This is a genomic window from Nocardia sp. NPDC056541, assembly GCF_042794235.1.
Lineage (GTDB): Bacteria > Actinomycetota > Actinomycetes > Mycobacteriales > Mycobacteriaceae > Nocardia.
In genome coordinates this window covers 389,551-414,689 of sequence record NZ_JBHTUD010000004.1, presented here as the reverse complement: position 1 = coordinate 414,689, position 25,139 = coordinate 389,551, and the positions used below count along the sequence as shown (strand labels likewise).

The 25,139-nt window shown below is 69.0% G+C and carries 25 protein-coding genes; 8 read left to right on the top strand and 17 right to left on the bottom strand.

Annotated features, from left to right (window positions below; genetic code table 11):
- Positions 1-55: 55 nt before the first annotated feature.
- A complete protein-coding gene (locus tag ACFQ9R_RS09750; RefSeq protein ID WP_378989963.1) occupies positions 56-700 on the bottom strand; it encodes a response regulator in 645 nt (214 codons plus the stop codon).
- Positions 697-1,845, bottom strand: a complete 1,149-nt coding sequence (locus ACFQ9R_RS09745) for a sensor histidine kinase (protein WP_378989962.1) — start codon at positions 1,843-1,845, stop codon at positions 697-699. The genes ACFQ9R_RS09750 and ACFQ9R_RS09745 overlap by 4 nt, the downstream gene beginning before the upstream one ends.
- A 108-nt stretch (positions 1,846-1,953) precedes the next feature.
- Between ACFQ9R_RS09745 and ACFQ9R_RS09740 the strand changes: the two genes are divergently transcribed.
- Positions 1,954-2,502 carry a hypothetical protein gene (locus ACFQ9R_RS09740; RefSeq protein ID WP_378989961.1) on the top strand — a complete coding sequence of 183 codons (549 nt, stop codon included), beginning with the start codon at positions 1,954-1,956 and terminating at the stop codon, positions 2,500-2,502.
- A 45-nt stretch (positions 2,503-2,547) separates the two neighbouring features.
- Here the strand turns inward: ACFQ9R_RS09740 and ACFQ9R_RS09735 are convergent, their stop codons facing one another.
- Genes ACFQ9R_RS09735 through ACFQ9R_RS09700 form a run of 8 tightly spaced genes read right to left on the bottom strand, consistent with a single transcriptional unit; the run spans position 2,548 to position 10,125 of the window.
- Positions 2,548-3,495, bottom strand: a complete 948-nt coding sequence (locus ACFQ9R_RS09735; RefSeq protein WP_378989960.1) for an ABC transporter substrate-binding protein — start codon at positions 3,493-3,495, stop codon at positions 2,548-2,550.
- The gene (locus ACFQ9R_RS09730; RefSeq protein WP_378989958.1) at positions 3,492-4,211 is read right to left on the bottom strand and encodes a class II aldolase/adducin family protein; all 720 of its coding nucleotides are present in this window, start codon (positions 4,209-4,211) and stop codon (positions 3,492-3,494) included. The genes ACFQ9R_RS09735 and ACFQ9R_RS09730 overlap by 4 nt, the downstream gene beginning before the upstream one ends.
- Before the next feature lie 13 nt (positions 4,212-4,224).
- Positions 4,225-5,394 carry an LLM class flavin-dependent oxidoreductase gene (locus tag ACFQ9R_RS09725; protein ID WP_378989957.1) on the bottom strand — a complete coding sequence of 390 codons (1,170 nt, stop codon included), beginning with the start codon at positions 5,392-5,394 and terminating at the stop codon, positions 4,225-4,227.
- Positions 5,391-6,491 (bottom strand): LLM class flavin-dependent oxidoreductase, encoded by a 1,101-nt coding sequence (locus ACFQ9R_RS09720; protein WP_378989956.1) that lies wholly within the window; start codon positions 6,489-6,491, stop codon positions 5,391-5,393. Before ACFQ9R_RS09720 ends, ACFQ9R_RS09725 begins: the two co-directional genes overlap by 4 nt.
- A complete protein-coding gene (locus ACFQ9R_RS09715) occupies positions 6,488-7,513 on the bottom strand; it encodes an ABC transporter substrate-binding protein (RefSeq protein ID WP_378989955.1) in 1,026 nt (341 codons plus the stop codon). The genes ACFQ9R_RS09720 and ACFQ9R_RS09715 overlap by 4 nt, the downstream gene beginning before the upstream one ends.
- A complete protein-coding gene (locus ACFQ9R_RS09710) occupies positions 7,510-8,274 on the bottom strand; it encodes an ABC transporter ATP-binding protein (RefSeq protein WP_378989954.1) in 765 nt (254 codons plus the stop codon). The genes ACFQ9R_RS09715 and ACFQ9R_RS09710 overlap by 4 nt, the downstream gene beginning before the upstream one ends.
- A complete protein-coding gene (locus tag ACFQ9R_RS09705; protein ID WP_378989953.1) occupies positions 8,271-9,086 on the bottom strand; it encodes an ABC transporter permease in 816 nt (271 codons plus the stop codon). The genes ACFQ9R_RS09710 and ACFQ9R_RS09705 overlap by 4 nt, the downstream gene beginning before the upstream one ends.
- 1 nt (position 9,087) lies before the next feature.
- A complete protein-coding gene (locus ACFQ9R_RS09700; protein ID WP_378989952.1) occupies positions 9,088-10,125 on the bottom strand; it encodes an NrtA/SsuA/CpmA family ABC transporter substrate-binding protein in 1,038 nt (345 codons plus the stop codon).
- 212 nt (positions 10,126-10,337) lie between these two features.
- Here ACFQ9R_RS09700 and ACFQ9R_RS09695 point away from each other — a divergent pair, with 212 nt between their 5' ends.
- Both ACFQ9R_RS09695 and ACFQ9R_RS09690 read left to right on the top strand, forming a co-directional pair.
- Positions 10,338-11,084 carry an IclR family transcriptional regulator gene (locus ACFQ9R_RS09695; RefSeq protein ID WP_378989951.1) on the top strand — a complete coding sequence of 249 codons (747 nt, stop codon included), beginning with the start codon at positions 10,338-10,340 and terminating at the stop codon, positions 11,082-11,084.
- A gap of 110 nt (positions 11,085-11,194) precedes the next feature.
- Complete coding sequence (locus ACFQ9R_RS09690; RefSeq protein WP_378989950.1) at positions 11,195-12,622, top strand: MDR family MFS transporter; 1,428 nt, start codon at positions 11,195-11,197, stop codon at positions 12,620-12,622.
- A gap of 107 nt (positions 12,623-12,729) precedes the next feature.
- Here ACFQ9R_RS09690 and ACFQ9R_RS09685 read toward each other — a convergent pair whose 3' ends face one another.
- On the bottom strand, positions 12,730-13,455 hold the full coding sequence (locus ACFQ9R_RS09685) for a hypothetical protein (protein ID WP_378989949.1): 726 nt from the start codon (positions 13,453-13,455) through the stop codon (positions 12,730-12,732).
- On the opposite strand from ACFQ9R_RS09685, the gene ACFQ9R_RS09680 reads away from it, so the two are divergent.
- Complete coding sequence (locus ACFQ9R_RS09680; RefSeq protein WP_378989948.1) at positions 13,454-14,260, top strand: class I SAM-dependent methyltransferase; 807 nt, start codon at positions 13,454-13,456, stop codon at positions 14,258-14,260. The genes ACFQ9R_RS09685 and ACFQ9R_RS09680 overlap by 2 nt on opposite strands.
- A 96-nt stretch (positions 14,261-14,356) precedes the next feature.
- Here the strand turns inward: ACFQ9R_RS09680 and ACFQ9R_RS09675 are convergent, their stop codons facing one another.
- Positions 14,357-15,361, bottom strand: coding sequence for a hypothetical protein (locus ACFQ9R_RS09675; RefSeq protein WP_378989947.1), 1,005 nt, complete (start codon positions 15,359-15,361; stop codon positions 14,357-14,359).
- Between the two features lie 127 nt (positions 15,362-15,488).
- Complete coding sequence (locus ACFQ9R_RS09670) at positions 15,489-16,904, bottom strand: amino acid permease (RefSeq protein ID WP_378989946.1); 1,416 nt, start codon at positions 16,902-16,904, stop codon at positions 15,489-15,491.
- Positions 16,905-17,049: 145 nt separating this feature from the next.
- Here ACFQ9R_RS09670 and ACFQ9R_RS09665 point away from each other — a divergent pair, with 145 nt between their 5' ends.
- Complete coding sequence (locus tag ACFQ9R_RS09665) at positions 17,050-18,042, top strand: LLM class flavin-dependent oxidoreductase (RefSeq protein ID WP_378989945.1); 993 nt, start codon at positions 17,050-17,052, stop codon at positions 18,040-18,042.
- A gap of 9 nt (positions 18,043-18,051) precedes the next feature.
- On the opposite strand, the gene ACFQ9R_RS09660 is transcribed toward ACFQ9R_RS09665, so the two are convergent.
- A complete protein-coding gene (locus ACFQ9R_RS09660) occupies positions 18,052-18,879 on the bottom strand; it encodes an NADPH-dependent oxidoreductase (RefSeq protein WP_378989944.1) in 828 nt (275 codons plus the stop codon).
- Positions 18,880-19,013: 134 nt separating this feature from the next.
- On the opposite strand from ACFQ9R_RS09660, the gene ACFQ9R_RS09655 reads away from it, so the two are divergent.
- Positions 19,014-19,592 carry a pyridoxamine 5'-phosphate oxidase family protein gene (locus ACFQ9R_RS09655; protein ID WP_378989943.1) on the top strand — a complete coding sequence of 193 codons (579 nt, stop codon included), beginning with the start codon at positions 19,014-19,016 and terminating at the stop codon, positions 19,590-19,592.
- 2 nt (positions 19,593-19,594) lie between these two features.
- Here the strand turns inward: ACFQ9R_RS09655 and ACFQ9R_RS09650 are convergent, their stop codons facing one another.
- Entirely contained in the window at positions 19,595-20,599 is a 1,005-nt protein-coding gene (locus ACFQ9R_RS09650) for an SMP-30/gluconolactonase/LRE family protein (protein WP_378989942.1), read from the bottom strand.
- A 122-nt stretch (positions 20,600-20,721) separates the two neighbouring features.
- Here ACFQ9R_RS09650 and ACFQ9R_RS09645 point away from each other — a divergent pair, with 122 nt between their 5' ends.
- Entirely contained in the window at positions 20,722-21,468 is a 747-nt protein-coding gene (locus tag ACFQ9R_RS09645; RefSeq protein ID WP_378631064.1) for a M50 family metallopeptidase, read from the top strand.
- On the opposite strand, the gene ACFQ9R_RS09640 is transcribed toward ACFQ9R_RS09645, so the two are convergent.
- The gene (locus ACFQ9R_RS09640; protein WP_378990022.1) at positions 21,459-21,941 is read right to left on the bottom strand and encodes a gluconokinase; all 483 of its coding nucleotides are present in this window, start codon (positions 21,939-21,941) and stop codon (positions 21,459-21,461) included. The two genes, ACFQ9R_RS09645 and ACFQ9R_RS09640, sit on opposite strands and share 10 nt — an antisense overlap.
- Before the next feature lie 104 nt (positions 21,942-22,045).
- A complete protein-coding gene (locus tag ACFQ9R_RS09635; RefSeq protein ID WP_378989941.1) occupies positions 22,046-24,085 on the bottom strand; it encodes a CocE/NonD family hydrolase in 2,040 nt (679 codons plus the stop codon).
- A gap of 247 nt (positions 24,086-24,332) precedes the next feature.
- On the opposite strand from ACFQ9R_RS09635, the gene ACFQ9R_RS09630 reads away from it, so the two are divergent.
- Positions 24,333-25,136 (top strand): VOC family protein, encoded by an 804-nt coding sequence (locus ACFQ9R_RS09630; protein ID WP_378989940.1) that lies wholly within the window; start codon positions 24,333-24,335, stop codon positions 25,134-25,136.
- Positions 25,137-25,139: the final 3 nt, after the last annotated feature.

Below are 25,139 nucleotides of genomic sequence, written 5' to 3'. Positions count from 1 at the left end.
TGTCCCGGTACCCGACGCGGTACCGGGACATCGTCGGTTTGAGACCCGATCGCGATCAGGGCAGATCGAGACCGGACTGCGATGCGATCACCGCCGCCTGCACGCGCGACTGCACACCGAGCTTGCTCAGCACCCGGGAAACGTGCGTTTTCACCGTGGCCTCGCCGATGCGCAGGCGGGTACCGATCTGGATATTGGACAGACCGGCGCCCAGACCGGCGAGTACCTGTCGTTCACGGTCGGTGAGCGCGGACAGATCGGGCGGTGGCGCGACATCGGCCGCGCGAGGCAGCGCCGCGATCACCGCGCGCGTCACCTTCGGGTCGAGGACCGCGTCTCCTTCGGCCACCGCCAGTACGGCACTGACCAGGTCGTCGCCACCGACGGACTTGAGCAGGAATCCGCTCGCACCGGCCGAGAGCGCGCCGAGGACGTATTCATCGAGGGCGAAGGTGGTGAGGACCAGTACTTTCGCGCTGGTCTGCGCGACGACGGCGGCGGTCGCCTCCAGCCCGTCGACGCGCGGCATCCGCACGTCCATCAGCACCACATCGGGGCTCAGGGCCTTGGCTTGGCGGACCGCGGCGGCGCCGTCGGCCGCTTCACCGATCACCCGCACCTCACCGGACACTTCGAGCAGCATCCGCAGACCCGCGCGGATGGTGGCGTGGTCGTCGGCCACCAGCACTGTGACTGTCACTTGTCTCCCAGGGGAATTCGCGCGCACACCCGCCAGGTGCCGTCCTGTGCGCCCGCGGTGATGGTGCCCTCGACTGATTCCGCGCGAAACATCATGTTGCGCAGTCCGTTTCCCTGCCCTACCGGAATGCCGGGTGGGATCGGATTCATCGCGGTCACCACCAATCGTGTCGCATCGCGGTGCAATTCGATATCCAGGGGTGCGCCGGGGGCGTGTTTGGTCGCGTTGGCGAGAGTCTCGCTCAGGATCCGGGTGAGGACGGCCTCGACCGCGGTGGACAGTTCGAGGTCGGCGGGCCGGCGCAATGTCACCGAGCCGCCGGCCGCCTCGGCCGCGTCGATCAAGCCGTCGAGGGAGGCCAGTCGCGTGGTCACGGCGGTGTCGTCGGGCGCGGTGAGCAGTTCGATGGTCGTGCGCATCTCCTCGACCGCGGCCAGACTACTCGAGCGGATCGTCGCCAGCACCGCGGTGTTGGCGGGGTCCTTGAGGGCGACTTCGGCGAGGATCGCGACGGCGGAAACGTGGCCTGCCACCGCGTCGTGCAGGTCACGGGCCAAGCGCCGGCGCTCCTCGCCGATCGCCGCGGACCGTTCGGCGTCGCGGGCGGCGAGTTCGGCGCGGGCCGCGGCCCGTTCGGCGTCGACCGTGCGGCGCGAGGCCCGCACCGCGCGGGCGTAACCGAGCGGCGACCACGTGAGCGCGACGCCGATCAAGCCGGTGTAGAAGGCCGCTCTGACGCCGAACACGGTGAGCGCCAGCAGCGACCCGCCCAGGGTCACCGTCACCGAGAACCAGCCGACCACCGCGCCCAGCCGATCCGATCCGGTGCTGACCGCCAGGAAGATCACGTCGGTCAGCGCGATCCACAGCGGCAGCGACGGACCCAACACGAAGTCGCCGGCCAGCAGCGCGACCATCAGGCCGAAGGCGAGCGCGGGCCTGCGCTGCGCGGTCAGCTGGATCGCGAACGCCGCGCACAGCAGCGCCATTTTCGCCGGTGGTGGATACAGGTCGTGGTCGACCACGACCGCCCAGCCACCCGCTGCCCACAACAGCAAGCCCACCAGGAACACCCCGACGGCGGCCGCGGTCGAGCTGTCGAAAACGTCCGCGAGCCGGCTCAGGAGCGTGCGGGACGTGGGCATGCCCCATTTCAGCACATCGTCCGCACGGGCCGGGTCCCCCGAAAGACGGACCGGCGGCGGACCACAAGCGGGACGACGGTGGACCGACGTGCCCGGCACAGTGGGGGAATGAACGAACTGAGCAACCCCGTACTGCTGACGATCGCCGCGTGCGAAGTCGGTTTCTGGGTGCTGGTGGTCGGCGGATTGCTGCTGCGCTATGTGATCCGGGTGCCGCGTGCGAGCACCGTGGCGCTGGCTCTGGTGCCGGTCCTGGATGTGGTGCTGGTGGTCGCGGTGGCGATCGACCTCCACCGTGGTGGCGAGGTGACCTTCGCCCATCGTGTCGCCGGGATCTATCTGGGCTGCACGGTGATGTTCGGTGGCCGGATGATCCGGTGGGCCGACGAGCGATTCGCCCACCGCTTCGCCGGTGGACCGGTCCCGGTGAAGATCCCGAAGTACGGGCCGGAACGCACCCGCAAGGAATGGGCCGATTTCTCCCGCTGGCTCGGTGCGGCGGCTATCGCCGGCGCGCTCACCCTGGCGTTGAGCTACACCGTCGCCGATGCCGCCCAGCGCGAACAGTTGATGGGGGTGTTCGGCAGCCTCGGTGTGATCACCGTGATCTGGCTGCTCACCGGGCCGGTGTGGGTCACGGGGTCGCGGCGCGACTGAACGCGATGCTCGGGTGATCGGTTCGATCACCCGAGCGTTCCGGGCTCAGACGGTGACAGCGGACCGGTCGCTGATCACCTCACCGATCCACGGCAGCACGGCCGACCGCACCTCGACCGTGCGCGGGAGCAGCCCGTTGGCCGCGAGGAGGTCGGCGGCGCGTTGCTGTTCGTCGAGGAAATCCTCGCTCACCGGATGCACGCCGAAGGGACGGCCGCGCAGGGCTGCTTCCCAGGCATCCAGGTCGGCGGGGATGCCACGTGCCTGTGCGTCGTCGACGAAGTACTGGGCCGCCTCGCGGGGGTTCGCGGCGATCCAGGCGTCGGACTCCTGGAGTGCGGCCAGCACCGCTTCCACTGCGGCGCGGTTGCTTTCGGCCAGGTCGCGACGGGTGAACCACAGCGACGGGTGGCTGAAGACCGAGGCGGTGTCGACCAGCGTGGTGAGCTCGGTGGCCGCCTCCACGTCTTGAAGACCGGGGTAGGTACCGACCCAGGCGTCGAGGTCACCGGCCAGCAGCGCGGCGCCGCCCCCGCGCACGTCGACATCGACCGGTTCGACGTCGGCCCAGCTGAGACCGGCCTGGTCGAGGGCGAACAGCAACAGGGTGGTCTGCCACGAGCCGTGCGCGATCCCGACCCGCTTGCCTTTCAGATCCGCGGCGGAGGTGATGCCGCTCGCCGCGGTCGCGACCAGCCTGCCGTTCTCCACACGCGGGCCCGAGATACCGAGATAGACGATGTCACGCTGGTTGGCGAGCGCGGTGATCGGCGGGGTGAACCCGGTGCCGATGATGTCGTAGCCGCCCTCGGTGAACAACCAGTCCGAGTGTTCGCTCGGCAGCGCGGTGGTGGGATCGACTCGCGCGGGCTGCGGCAGCGCACGCAGATCGACCCATTCGACCTCGGGCAGCGACCGTTCCAGGATCCCGCGATGACGCAGGACGAACAGCGAATTGTTGTGCGGGAAGTAGCCGACCCTGATACCACTCATCGCGCGTCTCCGATCAGGCCGAGACGGCGGGCCTCGTCGGCCAGACCGCTGCGCTGCCACTGCACCGCGAGATTCGACGGATCGAATTCGACCGAGCCGCCGAGGGTTTCGGCGATCGCCTGATACTGCGCGCCCTCCTCGAGCAGCACGACGAACTTCGCCAGTTCCAGCAGACCGGCGCGACCGATCACGTTCGCGCCACCGTTGGCCTCGAAGATCGCGACCAGGTGCGGGTCGACCTCGAGGCGGCCGAGAATGAAGTCGCCCGCACCGACCGTGCGGTCGATGTGCGGCGGGATCTCGCGCGACAAGGTGAGTCGCTGCGAGGCGGCGTAGCGAATCGGCAGGGTGCGGTGGGTCTGTGCCCAGCCGCCGAGCCATGGGGTGTGGATGTGGACGACGGAGGTGATCTCGGGGTGCGCGCGGAACACCTTCGCGTAACCGGTGACGAATCCGGCGGATCCCTTGCCGGACAGCACTTCTCCGTCGAAGGTGGCGACGACGGGCGCGACGGTCCGGTCGTCGGCCCACGGGCCGGGCTCGTTGAGAGCGACGGCGATCTCCTCGCCGGGTACGCGCTCGACGAAGTTGACGGTGCCGTTGCCGGTGACGGTGCCGGTCTCCCGGAATACCCGGAACGCGGTGTCGGCGTCGCGGGTGACCGCATCGACGAAGGCGGTGACGGCCTCCGGCAGACGGGTTTCGGTGGTGGTCAAGGTTGCTCCTGCGTTATCGGGCCGTCGCGAGGACGGTGTCGGTGGACGGGGTGGTGAGCCGGGAACGGCCCAGCAGTGGCAGTACTTCCTCGCCGACCCGGTAGGCCTCTTCCAGGTGCGGGTTGCCCGCGAGGATGAAGGCGTCGACGCCGAGGTCGATCAGTTCGTCGAGCCGCTGGGCGACCTGCTCGTAGCTGCCGACCAGGCCGAAGGCCGGGCCGCCGCGGATCAGGCTGAATCCGCACCAGACGTTGGGCTGGACTTCCAGATCGCGGTATCCGGTGATGGTTTCGGGCACCCAGCCCTTGATCCGGGCCGCCCCGACGGAGTCGCCCTGAGCGGCGCGGTTGGCGGCGTCGCGGTCGACGAAGGCCCAGCCCTTCTCGATCTCGGCCCAGGCCGCTTCCTCGGTGTGGCGGGCGACGATGTCGATGCGGACCGCGAACTTGGGCGTGCGGCCGGTGGTTTCGGCGTTGCGGCGGACACCGTCGAACTTGGCGCGCAGGTCGGCGTAGGGCTCGAGCCAGGACAGGTAGTAGTCGGCGTGGCGCCCCGCCGCGGCGACGGCGGCACCCGAGGAGCCGGAGAAGTACACCTCGGGGAAAGGCTGTCCGGCCAGACCCGGTGGCAGTGCGGCGCCCTCGGTGCCGAAGAAACGGCCGTCGTGGTCGAAGGATTCGCCGTCCCAGACCCCGCGCAGCACGTCGAGGAATTCGCTCGTTCGCGCGTAGCGGTCGTCATGGGAAACCTTGTCGCCCCACCACAATTGGGCCGGTCCGCCGCCACCGCTGATGATGTTGTAGACGAGTCGCCCGCCGGTGGCGCGTTGCAGACTCGCCGACATCCTGGCCGCCTGCACGGGATGGAGGAAGCCGGGCTGGAACGCCACCATGAAGCGGTAGGTGGTGGTCTCGGCGGCGAGTGCGGCGGCCACGGCCCACGGGTCGTCGGTCACCGGGAACGAGGGCAGCAGCCCGCCGAGGAAGCCCGCCGATTCCGAGGCCTTGGCGACCGCGGCGACATGGTCGAGATAGCTGTACTGATCGAGTGCGCCGTCGCGGATGGCCGGTGCGATATTTCCGGGCCCGTAGCCGCCCGCGTTGCCCCGGTTGTAGCGGCGCGGGGTGCGCAGGGAAGCGTGGTCGCCTTCCATGCCGATGCGCCAGTAGACGTCGATGGTCATGCGGTGAGCTCCTGCGCGGTGGGGAGGGTGCGGCCTGCCGGGTCGGCGAGGAACAGCAGGTGTTCGCCCGCGCGGTGGATTTCCTCGATGTTCGGGTGGCCGGACAGCACGAAGGTCCGCACTCCGGCGCTCTCGTAGGCCGAGAGTTGGTGTGCCACCTGCTCGTAACTGCCGACCAGGCCGATGCTCCGGTCGTAGCCGAAGGCGTCGAAGCCCGCCCAGCGTCCATCACCCAGCGCGTGGTCGGCGGCGGTATCGGGGCGGTCGAGCTCGTCCCACTGGCGGTGGACCCTGGCCCAGGCTTCGTCCTCGGTCTCCCTGGCGATGATCGGCAGCTCCAGACCGACCCGTACCCGGCGTCGCGCCGCGGCGGCCCGCTCCCCCAGTTCGGTGACGGCGGAGGCGATTCCGTCGGCCCGCTCGGCGAAGAGATGGACATCGCCGTGCGCGGCCGACAAGGCCAGCGCGGCGGGTGACGTGCCGCTCAGGTGGACGGTCGGGAACGGCAGACCGGACAGGATGCCGCGGAATCCCCCGTCGATGACGTCGTAGTACCGGCCCGCGTAGTCGAAGCCGGTGCCCGCGAATCCCGCTGCGCTGATCTCGTTCTCGTTCCAGACCCCACGCGCGACGGTGAGGAATTCCGCGGCGCGGTCGTAGCGTTCGTCGCCGGTGACGCGATCGCCGCGCGAGCGGGCCTCGGCGGCGTCGGTGTCGACAGCCAGCCGCCAGTTCAATCGGCCCGCCGAGTGCCGCTGCAGGGTCGCCGACACCTTGGCCGCGTACACCGGTGTGCCGAAAGCGGGCTGGAATTCGACCGTCACCCGGGTATAGCGGGTGGCGCGCAGGGCGGCGGCCGCCACGATCCAGGACTCCTCGCCGAGCGGGTCGTAAGGCGCGAGCACACCATCGAACCCGTTCAGTTCGGCGGCGTCGACGATCTGGGCGAGATCGTCGAACGGACCGAAGCGACCCGGACGCACGTCGGTGGTCTCGAGCGGAGGTGTCGGCAGGCCGAGGCCTCCGCGACCGCGCAGACCTGGATCGGCGCGCCGACCGTCGCCGCGGCTGGGCAGCCGCCACACGAACTCGGTCATGCGGGCACCCGCTCGGCGGCGACGAGTTCCCGCGCGCGAGCCAACGGCTCAGGGGCGACCCAGGATTCGAGATCGAAATCGGCGGCCAGGAAGCCGTGGGTGTAGAGGAACTGCTTCTGCACGCCGAGTAGTTCGACGCGTTCGGCGGTGAGCGAGGGATGCAGGCCGCGATGGAACTCGTCACCGTAGGCCGCGGCGACGCCGTCGGGACCGGACAGCGTTTCGCGCTGCAACACCGCGCGGACCCCGTCGAGATCACCGGCGGCCCAATCGGCGGCGCGCAGGCTCTGCGCGAGGAAGCCGACGACGACCTCGGGCAGGGATTCCAGCAGGTCCGCGTGCACGGTGATCGGGCGCGGAGTGCCGTTGTTGACCCGCAGGTGCTTGGTGGCCGAGGCGTCGAGATCGACCGCGACGCGCAGCCCGTTCTCCTTGGCTACTTCCTGGGCGCGGGCGCCCTTGACGTAGATGGCGTCGACCTTGCCGTCGAGGAGTTCCTCCACACCCCACGTCGTCGAGCGCCGTGCGCTCTGGATCGCGGTGCGCACCTGCGGGTCCCGCTCGACATCGAGCTCGACGACCCGGACATCGGCCAGGGTCAGCCCGGCGGGGCGCAGCGCGTTGGCGAAGCCGTGCAGTGCCATCGCACGCGGGAAGCTGCGCGCCTGATCCTGCGCCCACGCGGGCACACCGACGCGCAGACCGGCCAGGCCGGCCGCGTCGGCGACCGGCGATTCGGGGCCGACCAGGATCGCCTGGGACTCGTCGATCCAGGTGAGCCCGATCAGGCGGGTGGGCGAACCCTGCGCGCGAGCGGCCAGGGCGGGCACATTGCCGCCCTCCCGGATCAGGCCCGACAGGTCGTGGGAGAAGTGGTGGCCGGCGAGCTCGGGGCCCGCGTCCTGGAGAACGCCGAACTCGAGGCCGGCGCTGGCGGCGGTCTCGCCGAGCCAGCCGAGGCTGTGCGCGAGACCGCTCGCGGTCGGCACGGGGCAGCGGGTGTACCACAGGGTTTCGGTCATGGCAGGCTCCTGGTGTGTGGTCCGACGCCGAGCTGGGCGAGGAATTGCGTGCGGTACCCGAGGGTTTCGGGTGCCGCGTGATCACGCGGGTGGGGTAGATCGATGACCTCGTCGACGGCGAAACGGCCGTGGTCGAGGATGATCACCCGATCGGCGAGGCGGATCGCCTCGTCGACGTCGTGGGTGACCATGAGGACGGCGGGCCGGTGCCGGGCGACGAGATCGCCGACCAGGTCCTGCATCTGGAGCCGGGTGAGGGCGTCCAGTGCCGCGAACGGTTCGTCGAGCAGCAGCAGCTCCGGTTCGCGCACCAGCGCCCTGGCGAGTGCGGCGCGCTGGGCTTCACCACCGGACAGGGTGGCGGGCCACTGACCGGCTTTGCCGTCGAGGTGGACTTCGTTCAGTGCGCGCAGACCGGCTTCGCGTTGCGGCTTGCCGCGCCGCAGGCCGACGATGACGTTGGCCAGTACCCGCTTCGACGGGATCAGCCGGGGTTCCTGATAGACCGTCGTGCGTCGGGCAGGCACCAATACCTCACCGGCATCGGGGGTTTCGAGCCCGGTGAGCAGACGCAGCAGAGTGGTCTTGCCGGTGCCGCTCGGGCCGAGCAGCACCACGAACTCGCCGCGGCGGATGGTCAGGTCGACTCCGTCGAGAACTGTCTTCTCGCCGAACGCCTTACGCAGACCGGTGATCGATACCGCTACCGGGGCCGGAGCTTCGGTCTCGACGGGGACCGGCGCTGCTGTTGTCGTCGTCATCGGATCGCCACCTGCTTCCGCCAGGGCATCGCGTAGCGCTCCGCGAGCCGCACGAGTGCGTCGAACACCAGACCGAGCAGCGCGTAGAGCACGACGCACAGCACCATGTAGTCGGTGCGGTTGTATTCCTGAGCGAGGGTCACCAGGTAGCCGACGCCCTGCTGGGTGCCGACCTGCTCGGCGGCGATGAGCGCGGTGATGCTGATCGACAGGCACACCCGCAGCGCCATCAGGATCCCGGGCAGCGCGGCGGGCACGATCACCTCGACCACCAGCCGGGCGCCGGTGAGCCCGAAACTGCGTGCCGCCTCGACCATCTTGCGGTCGACATTGCGCACACCGAGATAGGTGTAGGCATACATCGGCGCCGTCGTCGCCACCGCGATGAGCAGGATCTTGTACAGCTCGTCGATCCCGAACCAGGCGATGAACAGCGGAACCAGCGCCAGAAACGGCACCGCCCGCACGATCTGCATGGTCGAGTCGACCAGTTCCTCCCCGAGGCTGGACAACCCCGACAGCAGGCCGAGCACCAACCCGACCCCGACGCCGATCGCGACCCCGGCGGCCGCGCGCCCGAACGAGGCGAGCGCGAAATCCACCAGCTGGCCGCTGTCGAACAGTTCGACGAACGCCGACCAGACCGCGCCGGGGCCCGCGATCACCCGCGGCGAGATCGCGCCGCTCGCCGAACCCACCCACCAGACCAGCACGATCGCGGCGGGTAGAACAGCGCGCAGGCCGAGTGACAACCATCGCGGCCGCTGCCGGGCGACGCGCGCCCGGGGCGGGGCCAAGGCGAGGGTGCTCATCTCACTTGCCCTTCAGCGCGGCGAGCTGGTCCGGGGTGAGCTTGGATTTCAGGTCGTAGAAGATGTCGGCGGCGGTGATCCGGCGGGAGATGACGCCGTTGTCGGCGAAGGTGTTCACCACGTCGGCCAGGTCGATGGCATCGGATTCGGCGGGCAGTCGGGGCACGGTGACCTCACCGCCGACCCGGACCGCGTCGGCGAGCCGGTCACCGGTCAGCGCACGCGGGCCGGACTTCTCGAAGACGTTCTCGAAGTCGGCGGGCGCCGCCTTCTGCTTCGCGGTGAGTCCCTGCAGTACTTCCAGGTACTTCGCGGCGATATCGGGTCGCTTGTCGAGAACTTCGGTGCGGAACACCACCACGGTGTTGTCCTTGGAGCCGACGGACTTCTCGGTGGCGATCTCCTTGGCGCCCGCGGCCTTGGCCTCCTGGTAGGGCACCAGGAACGACGCCCACGCGTCGACCTTGCCGGTCGCGAAGGCCGAAGCGGCGTCCTTCTGCTGCAGGGGCACCCGGGTCACCTTGTCGGCCGGAATGCCCGCCTGGGCGAGCGCTTTGAGCGTGATGTACTCGCCCTTGCCCGCGGGATTCACCGCGATCCGCTTGCCCACCAGGCCTGCCACGGTGGTCACGCCCGAGTCCGGGGTCACCACGATGCCGCTCTGATCCTGACCCGCCGGGTCGGCCACGGCGACGATCTTCACGCCGACATCCTTGGACAGCGCGCCGACGACGGGGCTGAACGCGGCGCCGGAGACATCGAGTTCACTGGTGTTGAACAGCTTCAGCATGGAGCTGAAACCCGGCGTGGTGCTGACCCATTCGATCTTGGCGCCCAGCGGGGCGAGTGCGGCGTCGAAGGTGCCGTCGCGTTTGCCGACGGCGAGCGGGCCACTGTTGCCCGGATCGGTGACCTTGAGAACGAACGAGGCTTGCGCCCCCTGTTCCGGCGTGGAGCCGGAGCCACACGCCGCGACGAGGGCTACGACGGGGACGATCGCGAGGGCGATCCGCGAGAAGGCCGGCAGCCTGCGGGACATCGGGGCTCCTGTTCGGGGCTGGGGGTTGATGCCTTCGCAGCGTAGGAGCGGGTGTGGTCTCGAACGAGGTATGCCTTTCCACGGATCGGAAAGCTTGACAGCGGTGGACTTGTCGTTCTATGGCAAGTGACCGGGGTTCCCGGACCCACGTTTTCCACATAGCGGAAATTTGGGCGGTCGAGCGCTCGAACACCTGTGTTACCGTCGGCTCTGTGGAGACCTCCAGCGTGCAGACCGTGACCAGGGCCCTCTCGGTACTCGACTGCTTCCGCGGCGGCGAGGAGCGTGGAGTCTCGGAAGTCGCCCGTGCCCAGGGCCTGGCGATCAGCACCACCCACCGTCTGCTCGGTGCGCTCGTGCAGGCCGGGTTCCTGGAGAAGGACGCCGAGTCCAGTCGCTACCGCATGGGCGGAGCACTGGCCGAATACGGTCAGATCGCCTATCGCCAACACCGGATCTACCTCGCCGAGCCCTACCTCGAGCAACTGGCCGCCACCACCGGAGCGACCGGGTCGGTGGCCACCCGCCACGGCATCCACGCGGTCCTGCTGGGCACCAGCCGATGGCGCGAGAGCGACGGGCACAAGCTCCAGGGTGTGCGACTTCCGCTGCACGCCAGCGCACTCGGCAAAGCGCTGCTGGCATGGTCGGATGCCAGCGATGACGAATTGCGTTCGCTGCCTTACGAAGAGGGTACCGAGCGTTCGGTGTCGAGCCCCGAGGAACTGCGCGCGGAACTGATCACCACGCGCGAACGCGGCTATGCGTTCAACGATCGCGAACTCGACCCAGGATTCCGGACCATCGGCCTGCCGATCCTCGACAGCCAGGGTCGCTGCCGCTTCGCTCTGGGCATGCGCGGACCCGCGACGCTGATGATCGACGAGCGGGTGCCGTTCTTCGTGGAACTGGCCAAGGTCACCGCGGCCGACATCGCCGCGAGGTTCGCCGCCGACTGAAGACCCGCCCCACACCGATCGCGTCACACCCTCGGAAAATGCCGCGCGGAAACGGTTGCGCCCCGGATACCTTGAACCGAGTGGTTAGTCGATGCAACGAAAGGACCTCGGTGGCTACCGATACCGTGAGCCCGGCTGTCGGTCTGCGTTCCGAACGAGGTCCGATCCTGGCCTCGCTCATGCTCTCCACCGGGCTGGTGGCCCTCGACTCGACCATCATCGCCACAGCGGTGCTCACCATCACCGACACTCTCGGCGGGTTCGCGATGTTCCCGTGGCTGTTCTCCATCTACCTTCTCGCGCAGGCCGTCACGGTGCCGATCTACGGCAAACTCGCCGACATGGTCGGGCGCAAGCCGGTGATCCTGTTCGGGATCGCGGCGTTCGCGGTGGGGTCGCTGCTGTGCGGGCTGGCCACGAGCATGGTGGCGCTCATCGCCTTCCGGGCGATCCAGGGCATCGGAGCGGGCGCGATCCAGCCGATGACGATGGTGATCGCCGGTGATCTGTACACACTGGCCGAACGCGCCAAGGTCCAGGGGTATCTGGCCGGGGTGTGGGCGAGTTCGGCCGTGCTCGGCCCGCTGCTGGGCGGCTTGTTCGCCGACCATCTGAGCTGGCGGTGGATCTTCCTGATCAACCTTCCGCTGTGCGCGGTCGCGGCCTGGATGTTGGTGCGCCACTTCACCGAATCGGCGGTGCGCCGCACCCAGCGCATCGACTACCTCGGCGCGATCCTGCTCACCGTCGGTGCGGGCGCCCTGATCCTCGCCCTGCTCGAAGGTGGTCAGGCCTGGGAGTGGACCTCACCGGCCTCGCTCACCTTGTTCGTGGGCAGCATGACGGTGCTGGCGCTGTTCGTGGTGGTCGAGCTGCGGACGGCCAACCCGATTCTGCCGCTGTGGATCTTCACCCGGCGCGTGGTGATCGCGAGCTGCACGGTCTCCTTGCTGGTCGGCGCCGTCATCCTCGGATTGACCTCGTACGTGCCGACTTTCGCCCAGGGCGTGCTCGGGACCACCGCCCTGGTGGCCGGGCTCACCGTGGGTGGGCTCACGCTCGGCTGGCCGCTCGCCGCGACCCTGTCCGGCAGGCTGTACCTGCGCTGGGGATTCCGCATCAGCGGCGTCGTCGGCAGCACGATCGCCGCGCTCGGCTGCGCGACCACGCTGCTCGTCGACCCGCAGTCGAGCCCGTGGCAGATCGCGGCCTCCTGCTTCCTCATCGGCTGCGGGATGGGCCTGGTCGCCTCCCCCACCCTCATCGCCGCTCAGGCCAGCGCCGAATGGCACGAACGCGGCGTGGTCACCTCCGCCAACATGTTCGCCCGTTCTCTCGGCAGCGCACTGGGCGTCGCGGTGTTCGGCGCCATCGTCAACGCCGGCATCCACAACCCCGACCACCCCGCACCCGGCGAACTCGCCCACGGCATCCACCTGGTCTTCCTCGCGATGCTGGCCATGGCTGTCGTCATGCTCGTCGCCGCCGCGACCATGCCGGGCCGCGGCCACGTCTCCGCGACGGTCAGCGCGCCGTGATCACCGCGCGATGTCGGCCACGACCTCGCCCTCGATGTGCCGCGGCCGCGCGTATCCGCAGGCATCGAGGTGGTCTGGGTATCGTGACCAGCGTCGGTCGGCGAACCTCAACCGAGGTGGTCGAGCTGTTGGGCGGGCACGTCGGGCCGTTGCCTCCCGACGAACTCGTGGCGCATTTCCCTGAGAGAGACGAGACGGCCGCCGAGATCGGCATCGGCCCCGGGTTCGATCCCGAGGTCCTCGCGGATCGCTCGACGCAGCAGGCGGACACCGAAGCCCACTGACTCGTCCAGGAAGCGATAGAGTGCCGCGACCTCCACGGCGTCGTTCTCGTCCAACTGGAGCGCTGTGCGATGGGCGATGTCGAGGCAGCGATTGACCTCCGACGCAAAATCGAGTGCTCGATCCGACACCACCATCTGCGCACGGGAATAGCTGTCGCGCAACGCCTCCCGCGCAGTCTCGAACTTGGCGAGATCAGGGGTACGCCCGCCGCTTTTCTCGTCGAGATAGTGCCGGATCGCCGTTCGGCAGGAATGCGCCGTGGTGTTGAGATCCGCGTAGACCGCCCGCTTCTCGTCGGTGGCCTCTTTCCGGGTGAGCTCCCGCAGTTCCTCCGCTCGATTGTCGCGCTGTACCTTCGCATCGATTCGCTTGCTGCGAATCGCGAAGACCTGGGTCACGACGCCGCCCCCGAGCGTGCCGACAACCGTGATCGAGGCAACCGCCACATTGGTCCAATCCATGGCAACTATTCTCTCTGTACCCCAATACAATTCACCACCCACACGAACCATTTCGCGGCGCGACGGCAGTCGGTAGCTTTGTGCCATGGTGGGAATCGGCAACTCTGCGGATCGGACGGCGGACCAGGTCCAGCGGCGGAAGCGACGGGCCGGCTCGTTCGGCGCGCAGGCAGCCGTCTACGCCGAGCATCGGCCGGACTATCCGGAGGCGGGGATTCGGTGGGCGCTGGAGGCGGTCGCGAAAAAGGCGGGGGTTGTTGTGCTGGATTTGGGAGCGGGGACAGGCAAGCTCACCGGCGGTTTGCTCGCCGCGGGGGTCGAGGTGATCGCGGTGGAACCCGATGAGGCGATGCGGGCCGAACTCGTTCGTCACTTTCCCGCAGTGACGGCGCTTTCCGGTACGGCGGAAGCGATTCCGCTGGCCGATGGATCGGTGGACGCGGTGCTCGCCGGGCAGGCGTTCCACTGGTTCGATCAAGCGCGGGCGTTTCCCGAGATCGCGCGGGTGCTGCGCGCGGAGGGGGTGTTCGCCGCATTCTGGAACAACGACGACAACAAGGTCGAGTGGGTCGCGGGACTGCAGGAGGTCTCGCGCTCGTCCGCGTCGTTTCCACCGTCGTCGTCCGATGACGCGCTGCCCGCGCACCCACTGTTCGCGCCGTTCGAGTACGCCGAGTTCGCGCACAGCCAGCGGCGGACCGCCGAATCACTGACCGCGTCCATCGGCACCAATTCACACACCGTGGTCGTCTCCGCGCAAGAACGAGCCGAAGTGCTCGGCCGGATCCTCGACTACCTGCGTGCGACACCGGAGACCGCCGACGGCGAGTTCGATCTACCGCTGCGCACGGAGGTGATCCGCACGGTCCTGGGCCCGAATTCACCCCGGTGAGCGCCGATCACGGACACGAATGAACCCGCGCCGGACCGCGGGTTTCACCGTGCCGAGGTTCGCCGCCGCCATGACCGGACTCGGCTGTCGCGCCCGCTATGCCGAGCGTTCCTCCGATCTGCGCACCACGTCGACGATTTCATCGGAGGCGAATTCGACGACGCGACGGACGCGGGAGTTGGCGACCGGTGCCAAGTCCACGACGATCGACGCGCCCGCGGCGGGTTGGGTGAGCGCGGTGATGCGGTCCTGGAGGAAGCCGCCGTCGGGGACCGGGACGCGGATGATGTCGCCGACCGTCAGGGCTTCGGCGCGGATTCGGCCACCGGTCGCGGTGGGATCGTGCGTGCCGCAACGGGTGTGGCCGACCGTTGCGCCGAGGCCGCGTTCGGCGATGGTCCACCAGACGGGTGAGCCGGGATCTTCGGGGCCGATTCGGGTGTGCCAGGACAGGATTCGGTCGCGTTCGGCTTCGGCGTCGGCGCGGGTCTCGTGCAGGGACAGCTGGCGCCGGACCGGCGCGTTGCGGGGCCGGGTGGTGCCCGCGGCGCCGTCGACGACCAGGATCCAGCGGGCGCCCACGGCTTCGTCGCGGCGGGCGGTGACCCGTTTGGCCAGGGCGAGGCCCGGGGTGGCGCCGAGTCGGTCGGCGGCTTCCTCGATGCTCTCGACCAGCCCCAGCGCACGCAGCAGCTCGGCGACCGACAGTTCCGAGGTGGCCAGTTCCTGGGCCAGCGCGGGCATGGGGGTGCGCCTGCGCCAGCCGATGCGGGCGCAGTGCTCGTGGCGGGTGAACCACAGACCGCTGCGGGAGCGGCGGTGATGGTCGATCACCACCGCCCACCAGTCCCATTCCGGTTCGGCGACAAGGCGTGTGCGGATCCAGCGCTCCCGTTCGGCGGTCGGTACCCGTTCCTCCGGCGGTACGAAGTTGCGCAGCGCGGCGCGCACCGCCGATTCGGTACGCCCGACCGTGATCGCCGTGCGGGCCAGATCGGCGCCCGCGCGCAGATCGTCGGCCAGTATCCGGTATTCCGATTCCCGCCAGGTGGTTCCGTGCTGGCGTGGCGGCCGCAGATCGCCGCGGTTCTCGTCACTCATCTCGTGTGCCCCCGTTCTCGCACCGCCCGGCCACACTCGCGTCCGGGCTGGTTGTGTGACACTTCGACGATACCGAGGGGGTACGACAGAAAATGGCTCTCTGCCAGCGGCTTTCCAGCAAACGGAGCTATCCGGTGTGTACTGCGTCGCGGCGGCCGAAGGCGTAGTAGCCCGCGCAGACCAGTGCCGCCCAGACCGCACCGACGACCAGCGCGGTGCGCCCGCCATCGGTCCACAGCAACAGCACCACGACCAACCCGAGGAAACTCAGCGCGGCCCACGTGGTGACGGGAGCGCCGGGCAGCCGGTAGTCGCTGCCGGGCAGCTCGCCCGCCCGAACCTTGGCGCGATACTTGATGTGGCACACCAGGATCACGCTCCACACGACGATGATCCCGACGGTACTCACCGAGGTGATGTAGGCGAAGGCCTTGTCCGGCGAGATCGCGTTGACGACCACCCCGATGACCATCGCACCCGCCGAGGCGCAGATGCCGGTGAACGGCACCGACTGCTTGCTCAAGATCGCGAACTTCGCGGGCGCTTCGTCACGCAACGCGAGGCTGCGCAGCATCCGGCCGGTGGAGTAGATGCCCGAATTGCACGATGAGAGTGCCGCGGTGAGCAGCACGAAGTTGATGATGCCCGCGGCGGCGGGGATGCCGATCTGTTCGAAGACCTCGACGAACGGGCTGCGCCCGGCGTGGAAACTGCGCCAGCTCGCCACCGACATGATCACCACGAGCGCACCGACGTAGAACAGACCGATCCGGAACGGCAGGGTGTTGATCGCCTTGCGCAGCGTGGTCTCGGGGTCGCGAGCTTCTCCCGCTGTCACGCCGACCAGTTCGACACCGACGTAGGCGAACACGACGATCTGCAACACGAGCAGGGTCTGACCGAAACCGTGCGGGAACATGCCGCCGTCGGCCCACAGGTTGGTCACCGTGGGATCGGCGGCGTGGCCGAAGCCGAACACCAGCACACCGATGCCGATCAAGATCATCGCCAGGATCGCGGTCACCTTGATGGCCGAGAACCAGAACTCGCCCTCACCGAAGACTCGCACCGAGATCAAGTTCGCGGTGAACAGCACCGCGAGCACGACCAGCGCGGTCACCCACTGCGGGATATCGAACCAGTACTGGACGTAGTGGCCGGCCACCGTGATCTCGGCCATGCAGGTCGACACCCACACCGCCCAGTACGACCAGCCGGTCGCGAACCCGGCGAACCGGCCGAGGAACTCGTGCGCGTATTCGGCGAAACTGCCCGACACCGGGCGGTAGGTCAGCAGCTCACCGAGCGCGCGCATGATGACGAAGATCGCGAGCCCGGCGGCGAGATAGGCCAGGATCAGCGACGGACCCGCTTGCTCGATCGCCGCGCCGGAGCCGTAGAACAGCCCGGTGCCGATCGCACCGCCGATGGCGATCATCTGGATGGTGCGCGGGTTCAGGCCGCGCTCGTATCCCTCCGATTCGGCCGTAGGGGCGGACGCCACGGGGGCGTCGGTGGATAGGCCGGAGCCATCGGCTGACATGGAGCAGTCCTTCCGTCGCGTCGATCAGTCGTGCACGCTACCGCCCCGCAACCGTGGCCGGTGTCACCACCACCGGTGCGCGGAAATACCGGCAGTCCGGCGCGGGTTGGCCTCCATAGGGGTAGTACACAACTCGAGGAGGCTCATGAGCGCCGTCACGCTGTCGGTTCTGGATCTGGCACCGGTGCAATCGGATGCGACGGCCGGTGACGCGTTGCACGCGACGACCCGCTTCGCACAGCACGCCGAAGAGCAGGGCTTTCGCCGATTCTGGGTGGCCGAGCACCACAACATGCCCGGCATCGCCAGTGCGGCGCCGGCGGTGGTGCTGGCGCATCTGGCCGCGTCCACCTCGCGGATCAGGGTCGGTTCGGGCGGGGTGATGTTGCCGAACCATCCGCCGCTGGTGGTCGCCGAACAGTTCGGCACACTCGAGTCGCTGCATCCCGGACGGATCGATCTCGGGATCGGCCGCGCCCCCGGCACCGATCCGGTCACCGCGCGCGCACTGCGCCGCAGTGCCGAAGGACTCGGTGGTGACGCGTTTCCTCAGGAACTCACCGCGCTGATCGGCTTCTTCCGTGGCGCCGATCCGAGCGGGATCGTGGCAAGCCCCGGCCTCGACGCGGAACCGCAGGTGTGGCTGCTCGGCTCGAGCGGCTACAGCGCGCAGGTCGCCGCGGTGCTGGGTCTGCCGTTCGCGTTCGCCCATCACATCGCCCCCGACAACACCGTCGCCGCGCTGACGCTCTACCGCGACAACTTCCGGCCGTCGCAGACCCTGAGCGAGCCGTACACGATCGTGGCCGCCTCCGCGATCTGCGCCGACACCGATGCCGAGGCAGACCGCCTCGCCGCACCCCGCGATCTCGCCTTCGCCAACCTGCGCTCGGGCCGCCCCCAGGCACTGGCCACCCCGGAGCAGGCCGCGGGCTTCCCCGGCACCGACGCCGAACGCCACTTCGCGGCGCAGCGCCGGGCCGCGCAGCTGCAGGGCTCGCCGGAGACGGTCCGCGCCCAAGCCGCACAACTGCTCGACGCCACCTCTCCCGACGAGCTCATGCTCAACACCCTCGTCTACGACCTCGACGCCCGCATCCGCTCGCTCGACCTGACCAAGAAGGCGATCGACGGCTGAGCGCTTCGCTCAGCGCAGTCGGAATCCCCTGGCGGCCAAGGACTCCCGCAACCGGTGGCGGCCGTTGAGGGAGGCCGCCGAGGCCAGCCGGGCGAGGGTGCGCTCGGTCCACGAGAACGGCAGGCCCTGATCGGTGTAGATCTCGCCGATCCGCTGTTCGTACTCGGCGACCGGCTCGCGCTGGACCGGAAGGTCGTAGGTCTCGTGATGCAGCACCGCCGTCTGCGGTAGGCGCGGCTTGACCCTGGTGCCCTCCGCCGGGTCCGGGTGGCCGACAACCAGGCCGAAGACCGCGAAGACGTGGTCGGGCAGATTCAGCTCGGCGGCCACCGCTTCCGGGTCGTTGCGCAACGCGCCGATGTAGACGGTGCCCAAGCCGAGAGATTCGGCGGCGACCACCGCGTTCTGTGCGGCGAGCGCGGCGTCGACGAAGCCGACGTAGCTGGATTCGAGATAGTCGGCACCCTCCAGCGGCGCGCCGTGATCGTCGGCGAGCTGACGCAACCGGGCGAAGTCGGCAGTCCAGACCAACAGCACGGGCGCCTGCTCGATATGCGCCTGACCGCCCGCGATCGCGGCCAACCTGGCCCGGCGCGCCGGATCACGGACCTCGATGACGCTCCACACCTGCAGGTTCGACGAGGTCGCCGCCGACTGCGCGGCCGAGACCAGCAGCCGAATCGTGTCCGGCGATACGGGATCCGGGAGATAGCGGCGCACCGACTTGTGCGCGTGCAGCACTTCGAGCACCGGATTCCACTGGGCCGGAATCTCGGTGGCCGGGTCCGCGTAACGCTGCTGTACGGGGTGGGTGGGGCTCGGTGCGGTCTGCGTCATAGGGATATCGTCGGCCAAGGCGCCGCGGCCGTCTGCGGTAACCCTCACCGTGAACCGAACGGCGGCCTCGGTCCGGCCGGTCGATACAGTGGACGCGGGGAGCCCACCGACTGGTGGGACGAAGAGAGTGCGTCATGGGCAAGGTGTTCGATCGGATCGACGACAAGTTGCGGGCATTCATCACCGAACAGCCGATGTTCTTCATCGGCACCGCGCCGTCGGCCGGCGGCCACGTGAATGTCTCCCCCAAGGGCTATCGCGACACCTTCGCCGTGCTCGACGACCACACCGTCGCCTATCTCGATCTGTTCGGCAGCGGCTCGGAAACGATCGCCCACCTGCGCGACAACGGCCGGATCACCGTGATGTTCTGTTCGTTCACCCGCACCACCCGCATCCTGCGACTCTTCGGCGCGGGCCGGGTGGTTCGCCCCGACTCCGACGAATTCGACACGCTGCGTGAACATTTCGGCACCGGCCACACCGGAATCCGTTCGGCGGTGGTGATCTCGGTCGACCGGATCGCCGACTCGTGTGGCTGGTCGGTGCCGAAACTCGACCTCGTCGAGGAACGCTCGATCCTCGACGAGGCCCATACCCGCCGCACCGATGCCGATTTCGCCCGCCGCATCGCCGGCGACAACGCCACCAGCATCGACGGGCTGCCCGCGCTCGAGCCGGACCATCCGGTGCCGTCCACCGTGCGGCGCTGAGGTCAGGTCGCCGGGACCGAGGTGACCGCGATCGCCGGCTCGGACAGGCTGCCGAGGTAGAGGGTGCCGTTGTGTTCGGCCACCGCGGTGACCAGCGCGTAGTCGCCGCCGTCGCGCTGCAGATCGTGCACGAGGGTGCCGTCGAAATCGAACGCGAGCACCCAGACCGAACGAACGGGCGCGGGCGTCAGGCGATCCGGCAGCGCGTCGACCAAGCGCCTCAGGATCCCCGGAAGCGGGAAGAGCCTGTCCAGCAATGGGTTACGTGGGGAGACGATGCCGACCCAGACCAGTCCGTCGCTGCCGACCAGCATGTTGTCGGGTGAACCGGGCAGGTTCTCGGCGACGTGGTCCGTGGTGCCCGCGCGCGGACCGGTCAGCCAGTAGCGCGTGATCCGGTAGGCGCCGGTCTCGGCGACCAGCAGACAGGATCGGTCGGGGGCCAGTACCACGCCGTTGGCGAACTGGAGACCGTCGACGAGCACCTCCAGGTGTCCGTCCGGATCGCGGCGGACCAGCGCTCCGCTGCCGGAATGTTCCAGAATGTCGGTCATCCACTCCTCGAACGGCCACCGCCGCGACGAGATCGAGAAATAGATCGTGCCATCGTCGTCGCGAATCACGTTGCTGGGGAACGCGATCGGAACACCGTCGAGCTCGGCGACGACGACCTCGAGTTCCGCGCCCGCCTCGGCCAGCCGGAGGATGCCCCGGCCCGCGACGCAGATCAGTAGTGCGCCGTCGGCCTCGACGTGCATGCCCAGCGGCCTGCCACCGGCGTCGGCGATCCGCTCGACCTCACCACTGGCGGGATCGACGCGCCAGATCGCGCCGTCGTCGGTCCCGGTGACGATCCGGCCGTCGGGCAGCACCACCACATCCTCCGGGCCGTTGCCCGGCAGCGGCAACAGCCGGGTCGGCGGCATCGGCGGATCGCTCTTGGTCTGCCGAGCACGAGCGGTGGGGCGTGGCGGAGTCCAGCGGTGAGGGCGCATCTGCATGCCCATTGCTACCACGCTGTGGGTCGCCACGGGCCCGGTGGCGGAATGGACGGCACCGCAGGCAGTTCAGCGGCAGTCCGGTTGCCCGGTCGGCGACGCAGGAGCCCGAGGACGGTTAAAGTGCGGCGGTGAACACCGGATCTGCCAGCTCGCTGCTCGATCGTCTCCTCGCACCCCAGCCCGCGCCCGCCTGGTGGTTGGTGCTCGCCACCGCCGCGGTGGCGTTGATTCTGGTCGGCTACCGACCGCTGTGGCGGCTGACCCGCGCCGCGGTGACCGTGGCGCACGAGGGTGGGCACGCGTTGGTCGCGCTGCTCACCGGGCGCAGGCTGCACGCGATCACCCTGCACACCGACACGTCGGGGCTGACCGTGTCGAGCGGCAAACCGAGTGGTCCCGGCATGATTCTCACCGCGGCCGCCGGGTATCCGGCGCCGGCGCTGCTCGGGCTCGGCTACGCGGCACTGCTGGGAACGGGCCGGGTCACGGTGATGCTGTGGGCGACGCTGGTGATGCTGGCCGCGGTGCTGATCAAGGTGCGCAATGTGTACGGGCTGCTCACCGTGTTCGTGCTCGGCGCACTGGTGTTCGGGGTGTCGTGGTTCGGCAGCGATCTGCTGCAGGCCGCGTTCGCGTATCTCGCGGCGTGGTTCCTGCTCGCCGCCGGGGTGCGGCCCGTCTTCGAACTGCAACGCAGCCGTCGCAGGCAACCGGGGCGGACGGACTCCGATGCGGACCAGCTGGCCCGGTTGACCCATCTGCCCGCGGTGCTGTGGGTGCTGTTCTTCAGCGCTGTCTGCCTGGCGGCGCTGGTCGTGGGCGCGATGCTGATGCTGGCCCCGGTCGAGGAGCTGCACCCGCTGCTTCAGCGGTGATCGGCGATCCAGTAGTCGACGGCCTCGGTGACGAGCGCACTCGGCGGCTGCAGCGCGTTGAGGGTGACACCCGCTTCGTCGGGTTGCAGCGGTTCGAGGGTGTCGAGCTGGGAGTCCAGCAGGATCGTCGGCATGAAGTGACCGAGTCGGCCGGTCATCCGGCGGAGCAGTTCCTCGCGGGTGGCGGCCAGGTGAACGAAGTAGGTCTGCGGCGCCTTCTCGCGCAGGCGGTCGCGGTAGGCCCGCCGCAACGCCGAGCAGGTCGCGACCCCGCCGGCCGCCTGGTGCTCGGCGAGCCAGTCCGCGACGGTGTCGAGCCAGGGCAGCCGGTCCTCGTCGGTGAGCGGGATGCCCGCGGCCATCTTCTCGATGTTGGCCGGCGGATGGAAGTCGTCACCTTCGGCGTACGGGACTTCGAGCCGGTCGGCGGTCAGCGCGCCGACGGTCGTCTTCCCGCACCCCGACACGCCCATCACCACGATGACAGGTTCGACCACAGCGACCTCCTCGTCTCCACAGCACGCCCACGCATCCTGCCCGACCGAGGGTAATGGGGCGACGACTCCCCCAGCGTCGATCAGGGAATCGGACGGTCGGTGGGCAGGTTGACGAAGCTCGGCGCCGCGGGGTCGAGACGAACGTGCTGGGGCTCGAGACCGCTGGCGTTCAGCATCGGTCGGAACGGCAATGCCTTGGGCGCGTTGCCCGCGAAGACGTCGATGCGCAGCCGGTGTCCCGGCGCCAGCACCGCCTGGGTCGGGATGACGGCCACATCGATGTCGGTGGGTGCGCCGGGGACCACCGGCAGCAACCGGTCGACGGTGAGGGGGTTGAAGGGCGCGGTGAAGTCTCCGTTGATCGAGCGCGCGCTGCGCCGTTCGTCGACGGCCCGCATCGACGAGGTGAGCTGGCCGGTGGTGAGCACCGTCGAGGTCCCGTCGGGTGCCACGTCGTTGACGGTGACGTTCCAGAATCCGTCGGTGGCATCGTGGATCGTGTTGAGCCGCACATTGATCGGGCCCGAGATCACCGTCTGTTCGGTCAGCGGGGCGCTGGTGAAGGTGAGGCCGTTGCGTTCGGCGATGCGGGAGTCCTTCGCGCAGGTGTCGAACGCGGCCGCCATACCCGCCGAGCCCTGAGCCGCGTCGCGCGAGCAGACCTGATTCAAACCCGGTGCGACGGTGAGTGTTTCGGTAGCGGTAGGCCCGGTGGCGCTGAGCGATCCGTCGTGCAGACTCTCCTCGGTGCTGCCGCTGGGGGCGGCCGAGAGGTAGACGCGGCGATGCGTGACGCCGGGCTGCGGGAACTCGCGCAGCGTCACCCAGCTGCCACCTTGCTGTTTCACCGTGACCGGCCCGAATCCCTCGATGCCGCTGTCGATGTCCTTGAGCCATTTGTCGAACCAGGCCCGCTGCAGAACGTCCAGGCGCGGGGGCGCGCCGGGAACACCGGTCCCCGCACCGGGATTGGCGTGATAGGTGTCGCCGACGACGAGTTGCTTGCGCCCGGCGGGCAGCGGGATCTGTTCGTAGAGCTTGGTCGCGCTGTTGGCGAAGATGTCGTGCCAGCCGCCGTAGACGAAGGTGGGCACCGTGACGTTCTCCGGGTGGCCCATGATCGCCTCGCGGAACGCCGAGGTGTCGTCGAGCGCGCCGTCGAGCGCGGGCGGCATGTTCGACAGCGACGGGGTGAGCAGCGACTGGGCGAGCAGGTCGAAATTGGTGGTCGGGTCGGCGAGGCGATCCTTGAACCAGGTCCAGTCGAAACTGCCGTCGACCATCGAGGCCACGTCGGGTACGAGCTTGAGCTGGTTGACCGAGTTCAGCCACATCGGCAGGAACGTGGTGCCGACGCCGCCGCCGGGGGCGACCACGTCCCGCATGAGGTCGCTGCCGGGTTCGACCGGGAAGATCGCCTGCAACGCGGGCGGGGCGTTCTCGGCGGCGCGCAACTGGTTGATCCCCGAGTAGGAGCCACCACTCATCCCGATGCGCCCGTTCGACCACGGCTGCGTGGCCGCCCAGTCGATCACCTCGCGGGTGTCGAGTTGTTCGCGCGCACCGAGGGTGTCCCATTTGCCCTGCGACAGACCGGTTCCCCGCACATCGGCGACGATCACGGTATAGCCGGCGCTGACCAGTTTGCGGTCGACGCCGAGCATGGTCTGGATCATGCCGCCGTCCAGTGCCTGCATGAGGTCGCCGAAACCGCTGATCGGGGTGGTGGACAGGTTCAGCCTGCGCACGATATCGACGGCGGTGGACTGCAGGCCCGGGATCGCGGCGGCCGATTCGATCAGCCCGGTCATGAGTTTCGAGTACGGCGTCAGGCTGACGATCACCGGAAGCGGCTTCTGCTCGATCACGCCCGCGGCGTCGGCCGGGCGATAGACGTCGGCTTTGAGCACCACGCCGTCGCTCATCGCGATCTGGACGCCGCGCTCCACCCGCACCTCGGGGTAGGCCCCCGGGCCGTCGTGCTGGGCGGTCCACCGCGCGGACGGCGCGTCCGGCGGCTGTCCACCGGCGAGACCACCGCCGCAGCCGAGCACGACGACCACCGCGAGGATCGTCACCAGAATCCGGACCAACCCGCGTTCCGAACCTCTAACCACCATGAGTCGCTCCCGACCGGTTCGTTTCCGACGTTGACCAAGCCACCGCACGATCGGCGCGGAAACTGTAACAGGGGTAACGAGTTCGCCGGGTGATCGTCGGCCCGCTCGGACTGTCGCTGTGAACACACGTTGTTCCAGTTCAGCGCGGTTGTGGCTCCGCGTTCATGTCGGTGGCCGGTGGTTGACTCGACCCATGCCGGTGCGGTTGGGACCGGCCTTCATCCATCGCCGAGGAGGACGTTCGACAATGCCGACACGCGACGAAGCTTGGCCGCAGGGGACTCCCTGCTGGATCGACTGTCAGGTGGACGACACCACCGCCGCCCGCGATTTCTACCGCACGCTGTTCGGTTGGGAGGTCCAGGACGGTCCCGCCGAAGCCGGCGGCTATCTCATGGCCACACTCGACGGCCGACCGGCGGCGGGCATCGGCCCGAAACCCGAGGGCATGAGCGAGATGCCGTCGGTGTGGACCACCTACTTCGCGGCTGAACGCGCCGACGAAATCGCCGAGCGGGTGAGCAAGTCGGGCGGACAGGTGTTCATGCCGCCGTTCGATGTTCTCGACGTCGGGCGGATGTTCATCGCCGCCGACCCGGCAGGCGGGGTCTTCGGTGTGTGGGAAGCCAAGGCACACCACGGTGCCGGCGTGTTCAACCAGCACGGCGCCTATTGCTGGAACGAACTGCACACTCCCGCCTACGACCAGGCACACGAGTTCTACGACAAGGTATTCGGCTGGCAGTACAACGAGATCGGCGACGGGGAAACCTTCACCTACTCCACCTTCGCGCTGCCCGGTGACAGCCACGAGATCGGCGGCATGATGGACGCCTCAGCGCTGAGTACCCCGCCCTACTGGCTCACCTGGATCCAGGTCGACGACGCCGACGGCTCGCTGGCCGAGGCCACCGCACTGGGAGCCTCGGTGATCATGGGCCCCGACGACAGCCCGTTCGGCCGGATGGGCATTCTGCAGGCGCCCCAGGGCGAGGTGTTCGGCGTGATCGATCCGGCCAAGGCGGTCGGCGAGGTACCCACCGGGTCCTGACCT

Bases quoted from the DNA above. Each gene is read 5' to 3' on its own strand.
- ACFQ9R_RS09745 (WP_378989962.1), bottom strand. From the start codon at position 1,845: ATGCCCACGTCCCGCACGCTCCTGAGCCGGCTCGCGGACGTTTTCGAC.
- ACFQ9R_RS09740 (WP_378989961.1), top strand. From the start codon at position 1,954: ATGAACGAACTGAGCAACCCCGTACTGCTGACGATCGCCGCGTGCGAA.
- ACFQ9R_RS09735 (WP_378989960.1), bottom strand. From the start codon at position 3,495: ATGAGTGGTATCAGGGTCGGCTACTTCCCGCACAACAATTCGCTGTTC.
- ACFQ9R_RS09725 (WP_378989957.1), bottom strand. From the start codon at position 5,394: ATGACCATCGACGTCTACTGGCGCATCGGCATGGAAGGCGACCACGCT.
- ACFQ9R_RS09720 (WP_378989956.1), bottom strand. From the start codon at position 6,491: ATGACCGAGTTCGTGTGGCGGCTGCCCAGCCGCGGCGACGGTCGGCGC.
- ACFQ9R_RS09715 (WP_378989955.1), bottom strand. From the start codon at position 7,513: ATGACCGAAACCCTGTGGTACACCCGCTGCCCCGTGCCGACCGCGAGC.
- ACFQ9R_RS09710 (WP_378989954.1), bottom strand. From the start codon at position 8,274: ATGACGACGACAACAGCAGCGCCGGTCCCCGTCGAGACCGAAGCTCCG.
- ACFQ9R_RS09705 (WP_378989953.1), bottom strand. From the start codon at position 9,086: ATGAGCACCCTCGCCTTGGCCCCGCCCCGGGCGCGCGTCGCCCGGCAG.
- ACFQ9R_RS09700 (WP_378989952.1), bottom strand. From the start codon at position 10,125: ATGTCCCGCAGGCTGCCGGCCTTCTCGCGGATCGCCCTCGCGATCGTC.
- ACFQ9R_RS09680 (WP_378989948.1), top strand. From the start codon at position 13,454: ATGGTGGGAATCGGCAACTCTGCGGATCGGACGGCGGACCAGGTCCAG.
- ACFQ9R_RS09685 (WP_378989949.1), bottom strand. From the start codon at position 13,455: ATGGCACAAAGCTACCGACTGCCGTCGCGCCGCGAAATGGTTCGTGTG.
- ACFQ9R_RS09675 (WP_378989947.1), bottom strand. From the start codon at position 15,361: ATGAGTGACGAGAACCGCGGCGATCTGCGGCCGCCACGCCAGCACGGA.
- ACFQ9R_RS09670 (WP_378989946.1), bottom strand. From the start codon at position 16,904: ATGTCAGCCGATGGCTCCGGCCTATCCACCGACGCCCCCGTGGCGTCC.
- ACFQ9R_RS09665 (WP_378989945.1), top strand. From the start codon at position 17,050: ATGAGCGCCGTCACGCTGTCGGTTCTGGATCTGGCACCGGTGCAATCG.
- ACFQ9R_RS09660 (WP_378989944.1), bottom strand. From the start codon at position 18,879: ATGACGCAGACCGCACCGAGCCCCACCCACCCCGTACAGCAGCGTTAC.
- ACFQ9R_RS09655 (WP_378989943.1), top strand. From the start codon at position 19,014: ATGGGCAAGGTGTTCGATCGGATCGACGACAAGTTGCGGGCATTCATC.
- ACFQ9R_RS09650 (WP_378989942.1), bottom strand. From the start codon at position 20,599: ATGGGCATGCAGATGCGCCCTCACCGCTGGACTCCGCCACGCCCCACC.
- ACFQ9R_RS09640 (WP_378990022.1), bottom strand. From the start codon at position 21,941: ATGGGCGTGTCGGGGTGCGGGAAGACGACCGTCGGCGCGCTGACCGCC.
- ACFQ9R_RS09635 (WP_378989941.1), bottom strand. From the start codon at position 24,085: ATGGTGGTTAGAGGTTCGGAACGCGGGTTGGTCCGGATTCTGGTGACG.
- ACFQ9R_RS09630 (WP_378989940.1), top strand. From the start codon at position 24,333: ATGCCGACACGCGACGAAGCTTGGCCGCAGGGGACTCCCTGCTGGATC.